Below are 15,512 nucleotides of genomic sequence, written 5' to 3' on the forward strand. Positions count from 1 at the left end.
ACGGCGCGGCGCCCGCCCCGCCGGGTGGCGGAACGGGCGCCGGACGGCACCGGGGTGCCGGTGGATCAGATCTGGACGCCGAAATCCTGGGCGATGCCGGCCAGGCCGGAGGCGTAGCCCTGGCCGACCGCGCGGAACTTCCACTCGGCGCCGTTGCGGTAGAGCTCGCCGAAGATCATGGCGGTCTCGGTCGCGGCGTCCTCGGAGAGGTCGTAGCGGGCGAGCTCGGTGCCGCCGGCGGCGTTCACCACGCGGATGTAGGCGTTGCGGACCTGGCCGAAGTTCTGCGACCGGGCGACGGCGTCGTAGATCGAGACCGGGAAGGTGATCCGGGCGGCCTCGGCCGGCAGCGAGGCGAGGTTGACGTTGATCGCCTCGTCGTCGCCCGCGCCCTCGCCGGTGCGGTTGTCACCGGTGTGGACGACGGTGTTGTCCGGGGTGCTGGTGTTGTTGAAGAAGACGAAGTGGCCGTTGGACAGCACCTTGCCGTCCGCGTTCAGCACGATCGCGCTGGCGTCCAGGTCGAACTCGGCACCGGTCGTGGTGCGGACGTCCCAGCCGAGGCCGACGGTGACCGCGGTCAGGCCGGGGGCCTCCTTGGTCAGCGAGACGTTGCCACCCTTGGAGAGGCTCACTGGCATGGTGTGTGCAGTCCCTTCGATTGCTTGTTGCCGGGGATAACGCGGGAACCCGCGGGGTTGGTTCCGCGCGACCGGGCCTTTTCCGACGTCGTCACCGGAGCGGGTGTGCCCCCGTCAGACGCGCCGGAACCGGCCCTGCAGTTCCCAGACTGCCGGATTGTCGGCGAGGTCGGGGTGCATGTCGAAGAGATCCGCGAGGGTGTCCTGGAGGAAGTCGCGGGCCTCGCGGCGCAGGTCGCCGTGGCGCACCACGACGGGCGGCTCGTCGGGCAGCCAGGTGGCGGTGACCTCGACCCAGTTGAAGCGGCGGGCGAACCGCAGCAGCTCGGTGTTCTGGGTGAAGTCCAGATCGGCGGTCTGCACCCGGGCGGCGCGGCCGCCGGCCGGGTCACGGTCGAGTTCCTCGACGATGTCGCAGAGCGCCCAGGCGAAGTCCAGCACCGGGACCCACCCCCAGGCCGTGGACAGGTCCGCGCCCTCGGCGTCGAGGTGGACGTCGCCGCAGAACAGGTCGTACCGCAGTTCGCGCACGCCCGCGGTCCGGTAGTCGGTCTGCGGGGGGTCGGGGAAGCGGTTGGAGAGGGAGTAGCCGAGCTCGATCACACAGGCCATTGTCGGGGCTGTCCGGTCCCGGCCGGATAACCGGGTGACCGGCGCGGCCCGGCGCGGGATGATGGACGCATGCCCGAGCCCATCCGCGTACGGGGATCGGTGGTCGTCCCCGACGCCGAGCTCGTCTGGCGCTTCTCGCGTTCCTCCGGCCCCGGCGGCCAGCACGTGAACACCTCCGACACCCAGGTCGAGCTCCGCTTCGACCTGGCGGCCTCCGCGGCGCTGCCCGAGGTCTGGAAGGAGCGCGCCCTGGAACGGCTGGCCGGACGGCTGGTGGACGGGCGGGTGCTGGTGGTCCGGGCCTCCGAGCACCGCTCGCAGTGGCGCAACCGGGAGGTCGCCGCGGCCCGGCTGGCCTCGCTGCTCGGCGAGGCGACCGCGCCGCCGCCGAAGGCGCGCCGGGCGACCAGGCCGAGCCGGGGCACGGTCGAGCGGCGGCTCGCCGGGAAGCGGCACCGCTCCGAGCTGAAGCAGGGCCGGCGCTCCCCACGCGGCGGAGAGTAGGCGGACCGGCGGGTCCGGCCCTCCCCCCGGGGGAGCCGGTCCGGCCCGTGCCGGTCCCTGTCGGTTCAGCCCAGTGCGCGGTAGCCGCCGCGGAAGTACAGCAGCGGCCGGCCGCCGGGGTCCGGCACCCGGGCCTCCAGGACGCGGCCGAGCAGCAGGGTGTGGTCGCCGGCGGCGATCCGCTGCTCGGTGCGGCACTCCACGGTGGCGAGCGCGCCGTCGATCAGCGGGGCCCCGCTGTGCGGGCCGCGGTGGTGCGGGGCCTCGGCGAACAGCAGCCGGTCGCTGAGCCGGCCCTTCATGGCGAACCGCGAGCCGAGCGCCTTCTGCTCCTGGGAGAGCAGGGACACCGCCCACGTTTCGGCACGGGAGAGGACCTCGTCCATCCGGGAGTCCTCCCGGACGGAGATCAGGACCAGCGGGGGCTCCAGCGAGACGGAGAGGAAGGACGTGGCGGTCATGCCGGCGTCCTCGCCGTCGTCCGGGTCGTGGACGGTCACCAGGCTCACGCCGGCGGCGAGCTGGGACAGCGCCGCCCGGAACTCGTCGGGGGTCGCGTGGGAGGCAGCTTCGGGCTGCGGGGACGGGTACACGTACCGCACGGTAGCCCGCGTCCGGGGCCGGGGACATCGGGCCGTGGTCGTAGGACCAGCGGCGCAGCCGCGCTCGGTCCGGGGCGTCGGGAAGGTCACGTTCCGCGTCCGGTCTCACCCCCAGGGGTGAAGGGGAGGGCCTGAGCGGCGGGCACCGGACTACAGCGGGCGGCCCGGCCGGCCGACCACGGGAATTGTGCCGATTGCGGTTCGTGTCCCGGTAGCGGGCGGATGAACCGGTGACGGGCCCATCCGTGTCGTGTGATTTAAGTCACAAGTGCTGACCTATTGCTGACCGAGCGTGCCGAACGCTGTGCTCCCTGTGATTCAGTTCTTCTGGCAATCGGACGATAACCAATCAAGACCTATCCGAAGCAGCCGGGGAGCCCCCGCATGGAAGCCGAGTCGGAGCCGTACGTCCGTCTCGCGACCCTCCGCACCTTGCACCGGGTCGTGGCGGACCTCAACGCTGCCCGCAGCCTGGCGGGAACGCTGCAGGCGGTGGTCGAGGGCGCGGTGCACGGACTCGGATTCGACGCCGCCGCGGTCAGCCTGGTCCGGCCGGACGGCGATCTGGTGGTGGCGGCCGTCTGGGAGCTGGAGGAGAGCGCCATGGGCGGCCCCTCCGTCCTGCTCGGCCAGGTCGGCTCCCGGGAGTCCTGGGACCGGCTGCTCGGCGTCAGCGACCACTGGGGCACCCTGCGCTTCCTCCCCTACGACCGCGGCTGGGCCGTCGCCAGCGACATCCCGCGCTGGATCGGGGACGGCCCGATGCCGGTCTACGCCAACGACTGGCACCCCGCCGACGGTCTGCTCGCCCCGATGTACAGCGCCGGCGGCGACCTGCTCGGCGTCCTCTCGGTGGACCGCCCGCGCAGCGGCAAGCGCCCCGGGGCCTGGACCCGCGAGGCGCTGGAGATGTTCTCCCTGCAGGCCTCCATCGCGATCGGCAACGCCCGGCTGCGCGCCGAGATGCAACGCGCGCTGGCCCGCCTGGAGAAGGAGCAGCAGGCGCTGCGGGCCAGCGAGGAGAGCTTCCGCCAGGCCTTCGAGTACGCCCCCAGCGGGATGGCCATCACCGAGCTGCACGGTGCCGGACGCGGCCAGCTGACCAGGGTCAACGACGCGCTCTGTCGTCTGCTCGGCCGCCCCCGGGCGGTGCTGCGCCAGCAGAGCTTCGCCGACCTGGTCCACCCCGACGACCGGGCCCTGCTGGAGCGCACCAGCGCGGAGAGCGGCCGGGCGGAACTGCGACTCTCCCGCCGGGACGGCGGCTACCAGTGGGTCTGCCTGCGGAACTCGATCGTGGCCGACGCCGCCGAGGGCCCGAGCTTCCTGCTCACCCACGTCGAGGACATCGAGGACCGCAAGCGGCACGAGCTCCAGCTCGCCCACCGGGCCAGCCACGACGCGCTCACCGGCCTGCCGAACGGCGCCGAGCTCAAGGCCCGGCTCGGCCGCCGGCTCTGCGGCTACCCCCAGGCGGTCGCCGCCGGGCACCAGACCGGGCCGGCCGACGCCGGTCACGCCGCGGCCGGGTACGGGAGCGGCGGCCACGGGAGCGCCGGGTACGTCCCCGCCGGCTACCCGCAGGCGGGCCGGCCGGGCGGGGCCGGAGCCCCGGAGGACGGCTACGGCGGGTACCCGGAGGGGCTCTTCGGTGAGGCCCACCACCCGCCGGGCGGGTACCCCGGTCCGGAGCCGGTGCCCGGGCACGCCTACCCCGACGGCTACCCGGCGCCGGCCGGCGACGGCACGGCGGGGGCGAACGGCCGCGGCGAGCACGTGCACGCGGTGGTCCCGGCCGACCAGGGCCCGGGCGGGGAGCAGTGGTCCGGTCCGTTCCGCTCGGGCGCCGCCGCGGCGGCCGTGGAGAAGGGGCTCGCGGTGATCTTCTGCGACCTCGACGGCTTCAAGTCCATCAACGACCGGTTCGGCCACAACGCCGGCGACGCCGTCCTGGTCGAGGTCGCCCGCCGGCTCAGCGGGGCCGTGCGCGACGGCGACACGGTGGCCCGGCTCGGCGGCGACGAGTTCGTGGTGCTCGCCGACGGCATCGGCCGGGACGAGGCGAAGGACCTCGCCCACCGGCTGCGCAACGCGATCATCCCGCCGATGCGGATAGACGGCCGGGCGATGCGGGTCGGCGTGAGCCTGGGCATCGGCTGGGCGGGCTGCGGGATGAGCATCGAGGAAGTGCTGCACACCGCCGACGAGCGGATGTACGACGAGAAGCGGGCCAGGGGCGGCGCGGTGCGCGGGACCCGGGGCGAGCGCTCCCACCGGAGGGCCGGCTGAGGGTCCGTCCGGGCCCGTACGACCGGCTCCGGGCCGTCGCCCGCCCACCGGTTGTCAAGGGGTCTTTCAGGAGCGTCCGCGGCGGCAGGTAGGGTTCCGGGGTACGAGCGACCACGACCAGCGCCGGCGGCACGGCAGCCAGGCGGCGCGACCGCGATGGGGGAGTTGACCACCGTGACCACCGCCGGCAGCAGCGGAGCGCCCCAGGGCCCGGAGGACGGCGCCCCGCAGGAAGACGATCCGTTCGGCTACCTCTACCGTCCGGCCGACGGCGGCTCCGGCCAGCCGGCCGAGCCGCAGCAGGGGGTGCCGCGCACCCCGTACAGCCGGCCGATGGAGGTCGGCCGCGCCCAGTACGGCCAGCCGCCGCGCCCGCAGCAGCCCTACCCGCCGCAGCAGCAGGGCTACCCGCAGGCCCAGCCGCAGCAGCCCTACCCGCAGCAGCAGTACCCGCCGCAGGGCGAGTTCGCCGCGGCCCCGACCCAGCAGACCGGCCGTTACGCCGAGCACTCCCGCCCGCAGCCGGGCGAGGAGCGGCCGTCCGGCGGCAGCGGCCGGGGCAAGGGCGCGGTGATCGGCGCGGTCGCGGTCGTCGCGGCGGTCGCGATCGGCGCGGGGATAGCGCTCTCGGGCGACCCCGACAAGGACGGCGACAAGGACGCGAAGGGCGGCGGCAGCTCGGCGAGCGCCCCGGCCACCCCGGGCGCCACGACGGCCTCCACCCCGGCCGCTTCGGCCTCGGCCACTCCCTCGGCGACCGCCGCCGGCGGGCTGGGCACGGTGGACGCGAACCAGCTGCAGGGGCAGAACGCGCCGTCCGGCAACACCGTCAAGGGGGCCAGGTCGGCGGACGGCGGCTACCTGACGCTCGGCCCGGGCGGGACGGTCACCTGGACCGGGGACCTGGCGGCGGCCGGCACCTACAAGTTCACCGTGCACTACAACAACCCGGGCGCCGACGTCCGGGCGACGATGGCGGTCAACGGCAAGGACTGGCCGGGCGGGTCGAACTTCAAGAACTACTCGCCGGGCAAGGACCCGGCCGGGTCCTGGTTCAACACCTACATAACGCCGCCGATGGTGGCGGGGACGAACACGATCGTGATCTCGCTGCCGGCGGGCAGCGGCGCGATCCTGATCGACCAGGTGCAGCTGGAGGCCACCGCCGGGTAGCCGCCCCGGACGCACGGCGGCCGCCCGTTCCCCGTGGGGGAGCCGGGCGGCCGTCGCGTCGGGCGGGCCGGGTGCCGGGTCAGCCGGAGACGAGCGGGGCGAAGCGGTCGCCGCCGGTGATCCACTCGCCGCGGCGCATGACCGCGACCAGGTCGTACGTCGCGGAGTCGACGACGGCGAGGTCGGCGAACTTGCCGGGCTCCAGGGAGCCGACCCGGTCGGCGAGGCCGAGCAGCCGGGCCGGGACGGCGGAGAGCGACTCGACGGCCTGCACGAGGCCGAGGCCGTTGACCGTCACCGAGCGCTTGAACGCGACGTCCAGGGTGAGCGTCGAACCGGCGATCGCGCCGCCCTCGACCAGCCGGGCCACCCCGTTCCTGACCTCGACCTGGAGCGGGCCGAGCGGGTAGAGGCCGTCGCCCATGCCGGCCGCGCCCATGGCATCGGTGATCAGGGCGACCCGGGAGGCGCCGGCGGTGCGGTAGGCGAGGTCCAGCACCGACGGGTGCAGGTGGACGCCGTCGTTGATCAGCTCGACGGTGACCCGCTCGTCCTCCAGCAGCGCCACGATCGGGCCGGGCGCGCGGTGGGCGATGCCGGGCATGGCGTTGAAGAGGTGGGTGGCGACGGTGGCGCCAGCCTCGATGGCCTCCAGCGTCTTGGCGTAGTCCGAGTCGGTGTGGCCGACGGCGGCGATCACGCCGAGGTCGGCGAGCATCCGCACGGAGTCCAGGCCGCCGGGCAGCTCGGGTGCCAGGGTCACCATCCGGGCGTGGCCGCGGGCGGCGTCGACCAGCTTGCGGACCAGCGCCGGGTCGGGCTCGCGCAGCAGGTCGGGGCGGTGGGCGCCGCAGCGGTTGTGCGAGATGAACGGGCCCTCGAAGTGGATGCCGGCGAGGACGCCGTCCTCGACGAGTTCGGAGAGCACCGCCGCCTGGCGGATCAGGTCGTCGATCTCACCGGTGACAGTGGAGGCGACCGTGGTGGTGGTGCCGTGCTCCAGGTGGGTCCGGGCGACCTTGAGGGCCTCCTCGGCGATGCCGGAGGCGTAGGAGGCGCCGCCGCCGCCGTGCACGTGCAGGTCGACGAAGCCGGGGACGACGGTGTACCCGGTGAGGTCGAGGTCGCCGGGCGTGCCGGCGCCGCCGAGGCCGGCGATCCTCTCGCCCTCGACGGCGAGGCGGTCGCCCTCGACGACACCGCCGGGCAGGACCAGCCGGGCGCCGGACAGTGCGAGTCGGTCCGCGGTCACGCGGTCACCTCCATGGAGAGCAGATCCCAGGCGAGCAGGCCCGCGCCCAGCGACGCGGCGGTGTCTTTGAGCATGGCGGGTACGACCTCGGGGGGCATCTGGAAGGTCAGCCGCTCGGTGACCGCCGCCCGCAGCGGGGTGAAGAGGGTGTCCCCGGCCTCGGCCAGCCCGCCGCCGACGATGATCCGGGACGGGTCGAGCAGGCTCTGGGCGAGGACGATGCCGTCGGCCAGTGCCTCCACCGCGCCCTGCCAGACGGCGAGCGCGCGCGGGTCCCCGGCGTCCACCGCGACGGCGCAGGATGCCGCGTCGGCGTCGGGGTCGCCCACGGCCTCGGCCCAGGCGCGGGACACGGCGGAGGCGGAGGCGAGGGTCTCCAGGCAGCCGCGGGCGCCGCAGCCGCACTGCGGACCGCCGGGCCGGACCACCACGTGGCCGATCTCGCCGCCGTAGCCGTGGGCTCCGGCCTCGATCCGGCCGTCGATGCCGATGGCGCCGGCGATGCCGGTGCCGAGGGCGATGAAGAGGAAGCGCCCGACGCCCCGGCCGCCGCCGAGCCGGCCCTCGGCGAGGCCGCCGGACCGCACGTCATGGCCCAGGGCGACCGGCATCGCGCCGCCGTCCGGGCCGGCCAGGCGCTCGCCCAGCAGCTTGCGCAGGGGGAGGTCCCGCCAGCCGAGGTTGGCGGAGAAGACCGCTATGCCGTGCTTCTCGTCGATCGTCCCCGGGACGGCGACGCCCGCCGCCAGGGGCGCGACGCCGAAACGGCTGCGGCCCTCGTCCGCCAGATCGGCGGCGAAGTCGAGGATGGCGGAGACCACGGCGTCCGTGCCGTGTTCCCGCCCGGTCGGTCGGCGTGCTTCGAACAGCACGGAGCCGTCCTGGGCGAGCAGCGCGGCCTTCATGCCGGTGCCGCCAACATCGAGTGCGATGACGTGCTTCACGGAGGACAGTTTCCCTTGGCCGGGTCTAAGAGGTCTAGTCCAGTTGTCGGATTGGTCTGGTCCAGAGGAGTGAGCTTTGTCGCAGAAGCGTGTGGTGTGCGGCACTTTGCGCGAGCCCCCGGGGAGGGGCCGGGGACAGGTCCGGCAGGTCGGACTCGCGGATTTTGTTGCGCGGTGTGCAACAAATCCCGCACTTCGATAACTACCCGGCGCCGGGGGGCCCGGGATGTGGACCGCCGTGTGCCCGGTTTGGCACCCTTGCGGCCTCCCCCCGGCCGGATCTCCCCCGATCCGGTCCGTTGCACCTCAGGATCCCCCCGAAGGCGGTACCCGCGTTGGACAGGCGCGCCCAGGTCCCCACCCGGTTGTTCGGCGTCGCGACGGCAGGAGCCATGGCCGGAGCGCTGGTGCTCACCGGCTGCGGCGGCCAGGACGACGGCCCGGTCACCCTCCGGCTGGTCGCGGCCGACTACGGCGAGAGCGCGGACACCAGCTCCAAGCTGTACTGGGACGACGTCGCCCGCCGCTTCGAGGCCGCGAACCCCGGCATCAGGATCGACGTCGACGTGCAGAGCTGGACCGACATCGGCAAGCGGGTCGACGAACTGGTGAAGAGCGGCAAGTCGCCCGACCTGCTGCAGACCGGCGGTTTCGCCGACCAGGCCGCCGCCGACCGGCTGTACACCGCCACGGACGTGCTGTCCCTGGAGACCCAGGCCAACATGATGGAGTCGTTCTCGCACGCGGGGCAGGTGCTCGGCACGCAGTACGGCATCCCGTTCGTCTCCTCCTCCCGGGTGCTCTTCTACAACAAGGCCGTCTTCCAGAAGGCCGGCATCACCCAGCCGCCCGCCACCTGGAACGAGCTCAGGACGGCCGCGGAGAAGATCAAGGCCAAGGTCCCCGGCGTCACGCCGTACGGGCTGCCGCTGGGGCCCGAGGAGGCACCGGCCGAGTCGATGCTCTGGACGCTGAGCGGCGGCGGCAGCCTCTCCGACGACGTCGGCAACTACACCATCGACAGCAACCAGAACCAGGCGACCTTCTCCTGGCTGAAGTCCAACCTGGTCGTCACCGGGCTGACCTACCCCGAGCCCGGCAAGATGAACCGCACCCCGGTGTTCAGCGACTTCGCGGCCGGCAAGGTCGCGATGCTCAACGGGCACCCGACGCTGCTGCGGATGGCCGGCAAGGCCAAGATCGACTTCGGTACGGCGCCGATCCCGAAGAAGGACGGCCTGGCCAAGACCGGCAGCCTCGGCGTGGCCGACTGGATGATGGCGTTCAAGGCCAACGGGCACAAGAACGAGATCCGCAAGTTCCTGTCCTTCGTCTACGCCAAGGACAACCAGCTCAAGTTCGACGAGACCTACAACCTGCTGCCGGTCACCCAGGACGCGTTCGACGCCCTGACCAAGGACCCCAAGCACGAGGACCTCAAGCAGTTCGCCGTCGGCCTGGGCAACGCCAGCTTCTACCCGTTCGGCGACCCGGCCTGGGCCGAGGTCTCCGACCGGATCAAGGCCGGCATCGGCTCCGCGGTGACCGGCGACGCCAAGCCGGTGCTGGAGGACCTCCAGCAGGCGGCGGTGAAGGAGGCGGCCCGGATCCGCAAGTGAGTCCGGATCCGTGAGTGGCCCCGGATCCGCTGGTGGGTCCGGGGCCGTGTCGGGCCCGCGGGGGAGAATGGCACTCCGCAGGGACGGACGGAGGTGGCCCGGATGGGCGCGGACGAGGAGGCGGCGGCCGGGGAACCGGCGGCCGGGGCGGACGCGGCGGACACGGCCGGGCGGGAGCCCGGCCCCCGGCGCCCGGCCGGGCTGGACGGACGGGACCGGGCCGTGCTGGAGCTGGAGGGCCGCTCCTGGCGGACGGCCGGCGCCAAGGAGCGGGCCGTCCGGGAGGAGCTGGGGCTCTCCGGCACCCGGTACTACCAGCTGCTGAACGGGCTGCTGGACCGCCCGGAGGCGCTGGCGCACGCGCCGGTGCTGGTCAACCGCCTGCGCCGGGTCCGGGCCGCCCGCCGGGCCGCCCGCCAGCAGCCCGGCACCCGGCCGGCCGACGGGTGACCCCGGCCGGTCGTGGGTACGGTGCCGGGCATGGGCCTTGCCGAGATTGCGCGACCGCTGACCGATGCCGGGCACGCGGGGCTGGCGGCGTTGCTCGCCGCACCCCGTGACGCCGTGATCGCCCTCGACTTCGACGGCACGCTCGCACCGATCGTCCCCGACCCGGGCCGGGCCCGGGCGCACCCCGCCGCGGCGCCCGCGCTGCGCGCGCTGGCACCGCGGGTCGGCACGGTCGCGGTGGTGACCGGCCGTCCGGCGGAGCTGGCCGTGGAGTACGGCGGGCTCGCCGGTCTCGCCGGGGTGGTGGTGCTCGGGCACTACGGCGCCGAGCGCTGGGAGGCCGGCAGGCTGACCGCGCCCCCGCCGCACCCGGGCGTCGCCGCCGCCCGGGCGGAGCTGCCGGGGGTGCTGGCGGCGCTCGGCGCGCCGGACGGCACCTGGGTCGAGGACAAGGGCCGCTCGGTGGCCGTGCACACCCGGCGGACGGCCGAGCCGGTGGCCGCGTTCGAGCTGCTGCGCGGGCCGGTGGACGCGCTGGCGGCCGGGCACGGGCTGGTGGTGGAGCCGGGCCGGCTGGTGCTGGAGCTGCGCCCGCCGGGGGTGGACAAGGGCGCCGCGCTGACCGCGCTGCTGCGCGAGCGGAACGCCCGGTCGGTGCTCTACGCGGGCGACGACCTGGGCGACGTGCCGGCCTTCGCGGCGGTGGAGAAGCTGCGCGGGGAGGGCCTGGCGGGGCTGCTGGTGGCCAGCGCCGCGGTGGGGGACGCGCCGGTGCGCGAGCTCGCCGACCGGGCGGACCTGGTGGTCCCGGGCCCGGCCGGCGTCGCGGAACTGCTCGCCGCGCTGGGGGAGGAGCTCAGCCGGCCGCGGTGACGCGCAGCGCGTCGAGCTGGTCGAGGAACCACTGCCGGGGCGGCAGCGCCGTCGCGGCGGCGGCCAGCCGCTTGGTGCGGTCGGCCCGCTCCCCGGCCGGCATGGTGAGTCCGGCGTGCAGCGCCTCGGCGGTCGCCACGATGTCGTACGGGTTGACGCTCAGCGCGTCCTCGCCGAGTTCGGCGTGCGCGCCGGCCTCCCGGGACAGGACGAGCGCGCAGCCCCGGTCGGAGACCACCGGGACCTCCTTGGCGACCAGGTTCATGCCGTCCCGGATCGGGTTGACCAGGGCGACGTCGGCCATCCGGTAGGCGGCCAGCGAGCGCGGGAAGTCGTCGTCGACGTGCAGGATCAGCGGCCTCCAGTCGGGCGTGGCGAACTCCGCGTCGATCTCCGCGGCGAGCGCCCGTACCCGGTCGGTGTACGCCCGGTACTCGGCGAGGTCGGTGCGCGAGGGGTAGGCGAACGCGATGTGGACCACCCGGTCGCGCCACTCGGGGCGGGTGCGCAGCAGGTGCCGGTAGGCCAGGAAGCCGCGGACGATGTTCTTGCTCAGCTCGGTGCGGTCGACCCGGACGACCGTGCGGCGCTCGCCGACGGCGGTGCGCAGGGCGGCGAGCCGCTCGTCGACGTCCGGGCGGTGGGCGCGCTCGCGCAGGAAGTCGGCGTCGGCGCCCAGGCCGTGCACGCCGAGCGCGGTGGTGCGGCCCGCGTGGGTCACCGTGAGCGCCTCGCGGTCGACCTCCGCGCCGAGGTACCGCTCGCAGCAGTCGGCGAAGGCGAGCGCCCAGCGGCGGGTCAGGAAGCCGGCCCGGTCGGCGCCGAGGATGCCGGTGAGGACGTCCACGGCGACGTCGTCGGGCAGCAGCCGCAGGTACTCGGGCGGTGCCCACGGGGTGTGCGAGAAGTGGCCGATCCGCAGGTCGGGGCGGGCGGCGCGGAGCAGGGCCGGGACGAGCGAGAGGTGGTAGTCCTGCACCAGCACGGCGGCGCCGGGGGCGGCCTCGGCGGCGAGGGCCTCGGCGAAGGCGGTGTTGTACGCGGTGTAGGCCTGCCACTCGGTGCGGAAGCCGGCGTCGAAGGCGGGGTCGGTGGGGGTGTTCCAGAGCAGGTGGTGGACGAACCAGAGGGTGGAGTTGGCGATGCCGTTGTAGGCGCGGGCGAAGGTCTCCGGGTCGATGTCGAGCATCCGGACGGCCTGCCCGCCGACGTCGTGGCCGGCCCGGTCGAGGCGGCCGTCGGGGGCCTCCCGGGCGGCCCGGCGGTCGGCGTCGGAGAGGGCGGCGCAGACCCAGACGGCGTCCGGGTCGTCGATCGCGGAGAGGCCGGAGACCAGGCCGCCGCCGCCTCTGCGGAGGGTCAGCGTCCCGTCCTCCGCGGTGCCGAAGGACACCGGCCCCCGGTTGGACGCCACCAGCACGGGGGCGGTGCCGGTCGGATTCGAACGCTCGGTCGTGTCAAGGCCCATGGTTGGTTGGTTGCCGGGGGTCCGGGGTGGCAAACCCGTCGGACCGGTCGGGCGTGCGGCCCTACCGCCGGGTGGCGTACTCGGGAACGGTGTGCATCGGGGGGCGCTCGGTGGCGGTGACCGGGTGGGTGTGGGCCGTGAAGGCACGGGTCCGCGGGTCACGGGTGAACTGGGTGAGCAGCGGGTGGACCAGGTCGGCGGCGGCCTTGAGCCGGTGGGCGCGGTCGAGCCGCTCCAGCGCGGTGCGGTAGATGGTGGCGGCCATCCGGCCGAGCGCCTGGCCGTCCTGGTGCCGGTGGTGGCGGACGCCGACGTCCACCTGGGCGAGCGCGTCCAGCCCGGCCGTCTCCAGGGCGTCCACCAACAGACCGAGCTCGACCCCGTAGCCGGTGGGGAAGGGCAGTCGTTCGAGCAGCGAGCGCCGGGCCGCGTACTCACCGCCGAGCGGCTGGACGAAACCGGCGAGTTCCGGCCAGTGCAGGTTGAGCAGCGGGCGGGCGACGAGTTCGGTGACCCGGCCGCCGCCGGCCGGCACCACCGCGCCGTCCGTCTCCAGCGGGCGGTCGTACATCGCCTTGACCAGCTGGATGCCGGGCTCGGTGAGCAGCGGGCCGAGGATGCCGGAGACCAGTGCGGGGTCGAACTCGCGCAGGTCGGCGTCGACGAAGCAGACGATCTCGCCGCGGGTGACCAGCAGCGAGCGCCAGAGCACCTCGCCCTTGCCGGGGGCGGCGGGCAGCCGGGGGAGGATCTCGTCCCGGTGGACGACGGTGGCGCCGGCCTCGGCCGCGACCGCGGCGGTGCCGTCCGCGGAGCCGGAGTCGACCACCACCAGCTCGTCGACCAGCGGCAGCCGCTCCATCAGCTCGCGCCGGATGATCCGGACGATCTCGCCGACGGTGGCCTCCTCGTCCAGGGCGGGGAGCACGACGCTGACCGTGCCGGCCGGGCCGAGCGCGCGCTTGGCCGCCGGCAGCGTGTGCACCGGGCGGTCGGCCGCGCTCCACGAGCGCCGGCGCAGCCAGGACGCCGTCTCGGGGAGGAGCTCGGAGGTCGGTTCGGCGGGCACGGTGCTCTCCTCGGCGGGGTCGGGTGCGGGGCGGGGTACGGAGCCGGATGGGACGGGGCATCTCGCGTGGCGGACGGTGCCGTTCGAGGTTGACGCCTTCGGATACAGTCTTCGTACAGCGGTCGCACCTTCGCACGCCGGGGTCGCCGCTGAGCAGGACCACAACTTCACAGAGCTCATCCAGAGGGACTGAGGGAACGGCCCGTCGACGTCCCGGCAACCTTCTCGCGCGGCCGGCCCACGGGCCCCGGCGGGACAGGTGCCAATTCCGGCCCGTACGCGACCGCGTCACGGGGAAGATGAGGAGAGAGGCCTCCGCCATCATGGCCATTGACACCGCCGCACCCGACACCGTCGACCTCGGCCCCGCCACCCAGCTGTCCTGTCGCGAGTGCGGTACCCGGTTCCCGCTCGGTCCCAGCTTCGCCTGCCTGGAGTGCTTCGGCCCGCTGGAGATCGCCTACGACTTCGGCAGCGAGGGCGCGGAGGAGCTGCGCAAGCGGATCGAGGCCGGTCCGGCGTCGATCTGGCGCTACGCCCCGCTGCTGCCGGTGCCCGCGGACGTCGCGTCCAAGCCGAACCTCAACCCGGGCTGGACCCCGCTGGTGAAGGCCGACAACCTGGGCCGCGAGCTCGGTTTCACCGCCCAGCTGCACGTCAAGGACGACTCCGGCAACCCGACCCACTCCTTCAAGGACCGCGTGGTGGCCTGCGCCATCGAGGCGGCCCGCGCGTTCGGCTACACCACGCTGTCCTGCTCCTCGACCGGCAACCTGGCCGGCGCGGTGGGCGCGGCGGCGGCCCGGGCGGGCTTCCGGTCCTGCGTGTTCATCCCGCACGACCTGGAGCAGGGCAAGGTCGTCATGGCCGGTGTCTACGGCGGCGAGCTGATCGGCATCGAGGGCAACTACGACGACGTGAACCGCTTCTGCTCGGAGCTGATCGGCGATCCGGCCGGCGAGGGCTGGGGCTTCGTCAACGTCAACCTGCGGCCCTACTACGGCGAGGGCTCCAAGACGCTCGCCTTCGAGATCTGCGAGCAGCTCGGCTGGCGGCTGCCGGAGCAGATCGTGATCCCGATCGCCTCGGGCTCGCAGCTCACCAAGATCGACAAGGGTCTGCAGGAGCTCATCCGGCTCGGCCTGGTCGAGGACCGGCCGTACCGGATCTTCGGCGCCCAGGCGGCGGGCTGCTCGCCGGTCTCGGCGGCGTTCAAGGCCGGCCACGACGTGATCCGGCCGGTCAAGCCGGACACCATCGCCAAGTCGCTGGCGATCGGAAACCCGGCCGACGGCCCGTACGTGCTGGACATCGCCCGGCGCACCGGCGGCGCGGTGGAGGACGTGACGGACGAGGAGGTCGTGGCCGCGATCCGGCTGCTGGCCCGGACCGAGGGCATCTTCGCGGAGACTGCGGGCGGCGTCACGGTCGGCGTGCTCAAGAAGCTGGTCGAGACCGGGCAGCTGGACCCGTCGAAGGAGACCGTCGCGATCAACACCGGTGACGGCCTCAAGACGCTGGACGCTGTTTCGGAGGCCGGGATGACCGCCGTCATCCGGCCGACCCTGGACTCCTTCCGGGACGCCGGTCTGGCGACCGCCTGATCCCGTCCGGCCCCCCCGCCCCACCAGCCCCGCCCGTCCGCCCAGCCCCCGAAACGAGGAGACCCCCCATGAGCGCCAACGTCCGAATCCCGACCATCCTGCGCACCTACACCGGCGGCGTCGCCGAGGTCCCCGCCGAGGGCGCGACCCTGGGCGAGGTCATCGCGGACCTGGAGAAGAACCACACCGGGATCGCCGCGCGGATCCTGGACGACACCGGCAAGCTGCGCCGTTTCGTCAACGTCTACGTGAACGACGACGACGTGCGCTTCGCGGAGGGTCTGGCGACGGAGATCAAGGACGGCGCGAACGTCTCGATCATCCCGGCGGTCGCCGGCGGCTGAGTTTCCCGGACGCCCGTTCCCCCGGGGCGGACGCGCCGTTGCCGGCCGTCCGCGGCACGGAATTCCGT

The 15,512-nt window shown here is 74.2% G+C and carries 15 protein-coding genes and 1 riboswitch; of the genes, 8 read left to right on the forward strand and 7 right to left on the reverse strand.

What is annotated here, in order from left to right; all coding sequences use genetic code 11:
* Window positions 1-65: 65 nt before the first annotated feature.
* Window positions 66-641, reverse strand: coding sequence for a TerD family protein (locus ACFCX4_RS25360; RefSeq protein ID WP_376146579.1), 576 nt, complete (start codon window positions 639-641; stop codon window positions 66-68).
* A 114-nt stretch (window positions 642-755) separates the two neighbouring features.
* Entirely contained in the window at window positions 756-1,253 is a 498-nt protein-coding gene (locus ACFCX4_RS25365; RefSeq protein WP_376146582.1) for a hypothetical protein, read from the reverse strand.
* Between the two features lie 69 nt (window positions 1,254-1,322).
* Between ACFCX4_RS25365 and arfB the strand changes: the two genes are divergently transcribed.
* Window positions 1,323-1,757, forward strand: a complete 435-nt coding sequence (arfB, locus tag ACFCX4_RS25370) for an alternative ribosome rescue aminoacyl-tRNA hydrolase ArfB (RefSeq protein WP_376146585.1) — start codon at window positions 1,323-1,325, stop codon at window positions 1,755-1,757.
* Window positions 1,758-1,822: 65 nt separating this feature from the next.
* Here arfB and ACFCX4_RS25375 read toward each other — a convergent pair whose 3' ends face one another.
* Window positions 1,823-2,359: a flavin reductase family protein gene (locus ACFCX4_RS25375; protein WP_376146588.1), complete on the reverse strand. Its 537-nt coding sequence runs from the start codon at window positions 2,357-2,359 to the stop codon at window positions 1,823-1,825.
* A gap of 384 nt (window positions 2,360-2,743) precedes the next feature.
* On the opposite strand from ACFCX4_RS25375, the gene ACFCX4_RS25380 reads away from it, so the two are divergent.
* On the forward strand, window positions 2,744-4,648 hold the full coding sequence (locus ACFCX4_RS25380) for a diguanylate cyclase domain-containing protein (protein ID WP_376146591.1): 1,905 nt from the start codon (window positions 2,744-2,746) through the stop codon (window positions 4,646-4,648).
* A 165-nt stretch (window positions 4,649-4,813) separates the two neighbouring features.
* Window positions 4,814-5,821 carry a carbohydrate-binding protein gene (locus ACFCX4_RS25385; protein ID WP_376146594.1) on the forward strand — a complete coding sequence of 336 codons (1,008 nt, stop codon included), beginning with the start codon at window positions 4,814-4,816 and terminating at the stop codon, window positions 5,819-5,821.
* 79 nt (window positions 5,822-5,900) lie between these two features.
* On the opposite strand, the gene nagA is transcribed toward ACFCX4_RS25385, so the two are convergent.
* Together nagA and ACFCX4_RS25395 are read right to left on the reverse strand one after the other, a co-directional pair.
* Window positions 5,901-7,073, reverse strand: coding sequence for an N-acetylglucosamine-6-phosphate deacetylase (gene nagA, locus ACFCX4_RS25390; RefSeq protein ID WP_376146597.1), 1,173 nt, complete (start codon window positions 7,071-7,073; stop codon window positions 5,901-5,903).
* Window positions 7,070-8,017, reverse strand: a complete 948-nt coding sequence (locus ACFCX4_RS25395; RefSeq protein ID WP_376146599.1) for an ROK family protein — start codon at window positions 8,015-8,017, stop codon at window positions 7,070-7,072. Before ACFCX4_RS25395 ends, nagA begins: the two co-directional genes overlap by 4 nt.
* A gap of 392 nt (window positions 8,018-8,409) precedes the next feature.
* On the opposite strand from ACFCX4_RS25395, the gene ACFCX4_RS25400 reads away from it, so the two are divergent.
* From ACFCX4_RS25400 to otsB, 3 genes are all read left to right on the forward strand, one after another.
* Window positions 8,410-9,636 carry an extracellular solute-binding protein gene (locus ACFCX4_RS25400; RefSeq protein ID WP_376146602.1) on the forward strand — a complete coding sequence of 409 codons (1,227 nt, stop codon included), beginning with the start codon at window positions 8,410-8,412 and terminating at the stop codon, window positions 9,634-9,636.
* Window positions 9,637-9,738: 102 nt separating this feature from the next.
* Window positions 9,739-10,086, forward strand: a complete 348-nt coding sequence (locus ACFCX4_RS25405) for a DUF3263 domain-containing protein (RefSeq protein WP_376146605.1) — start codon at window positions 9,739-9,741, stop codon at window positions 10,084-10,086.
* A gap of 30 nt (window positions 10,087-10,116) precedes the next feature.
* Entirely contained in the window at window positions 10,117-10,959 is an 843-nt protein-coding gene (gene otsB, locus ACFCX4_RS25410; RefSeq protein ID WP_376146608.1) for a trehalose-phosphatase, read from the forward strand.
* On the opposite strand, the gene ACFCX4_RS25415 is transcribed toward otsB, so the two are convergent.
* Together ACFCX4_RS25415 and ACFCX4_RS25420 are read right to left on the reverse strand one after the other, a co-directional pair.
* Complete coding sequence (locus ACFCX4_RS25415; RefSeq protein WP_376146611.1) at window positions 10,943-12,427, reverse strand: trehalose-6-phosphate synthase; 1,485 nt, start codon at window positions 12,425-12,427, stop codon at window positions 10,943-10,945. The genes otsB and ACFCX4_RS25415 overlap by 17 nt on opposite strands.
* Before the next feature lie 61 nt (window positions 12,428-12,488).
* The gene (locus tag ACFCX4_RS25420) at window positions 12,489-13,496 is read right to left on the reverse strand and encodes a glucosyl-3-phosphoglycerate synthase (RefSeq protein ID WP_376146613.1); all 1,008 of its coding nucleotides are present in this window, start codon (window positions 13,494-13,496) and stop codon (window positions 12,489-12,491) included.
* A gap of 173 nt (window positions 13,497-13,669) precedes the next feature.
* Window positions 13,670-13,802, forward strand: a riboswitch (SAM riboswitch).
* A 17-nt stretch (window positions 13,803-13,819) separates the two neighbouring features.
* Here ACFCX4_RS25420 and thrC point away from each other — a divergent pair.
* Together thrC and ACFCX4_RS25430 are read left to right on the forward strand one after the other, a co-directional pair.
* On the forward strand, window positions 13,820-15,100 hold the full coding sequence (gene thrC, locus ACFCX4_RS25425) for a threonine synthase (RefSeq protein WP_376146616.1): 1,281 nt from the start codon (window positions 13,820-13,822) through the stop codon (window positions 15,098-15,100).
* Between the two features lie 68 nt (window positions 15,101-15,168).
* The gene (locus ACFCX4_RS25430) at window positions 15,169-15,444 is read left to right on the forward strand and encodes a ubiquitin-like small modifier protein 1 (RefSeq protein WP_376146619.1); all 276 of its coding nucleotides are present in this window, start codon (window positions 15,169-15,171) and stop codon (window positions 15,442-15,444) included.
* Window positions 15,445-15,512 lie beyond the last annotated feature (68 nt).

It is taken from the genome of Kitasatospora sp. NPDC056327, from assembly GCF_042261735.1.
Lineage (GTDB): Bacteria > Actinomycetota > Actinomycetes > Streptomycetales > Streptomycetaceae > Kitasatospora.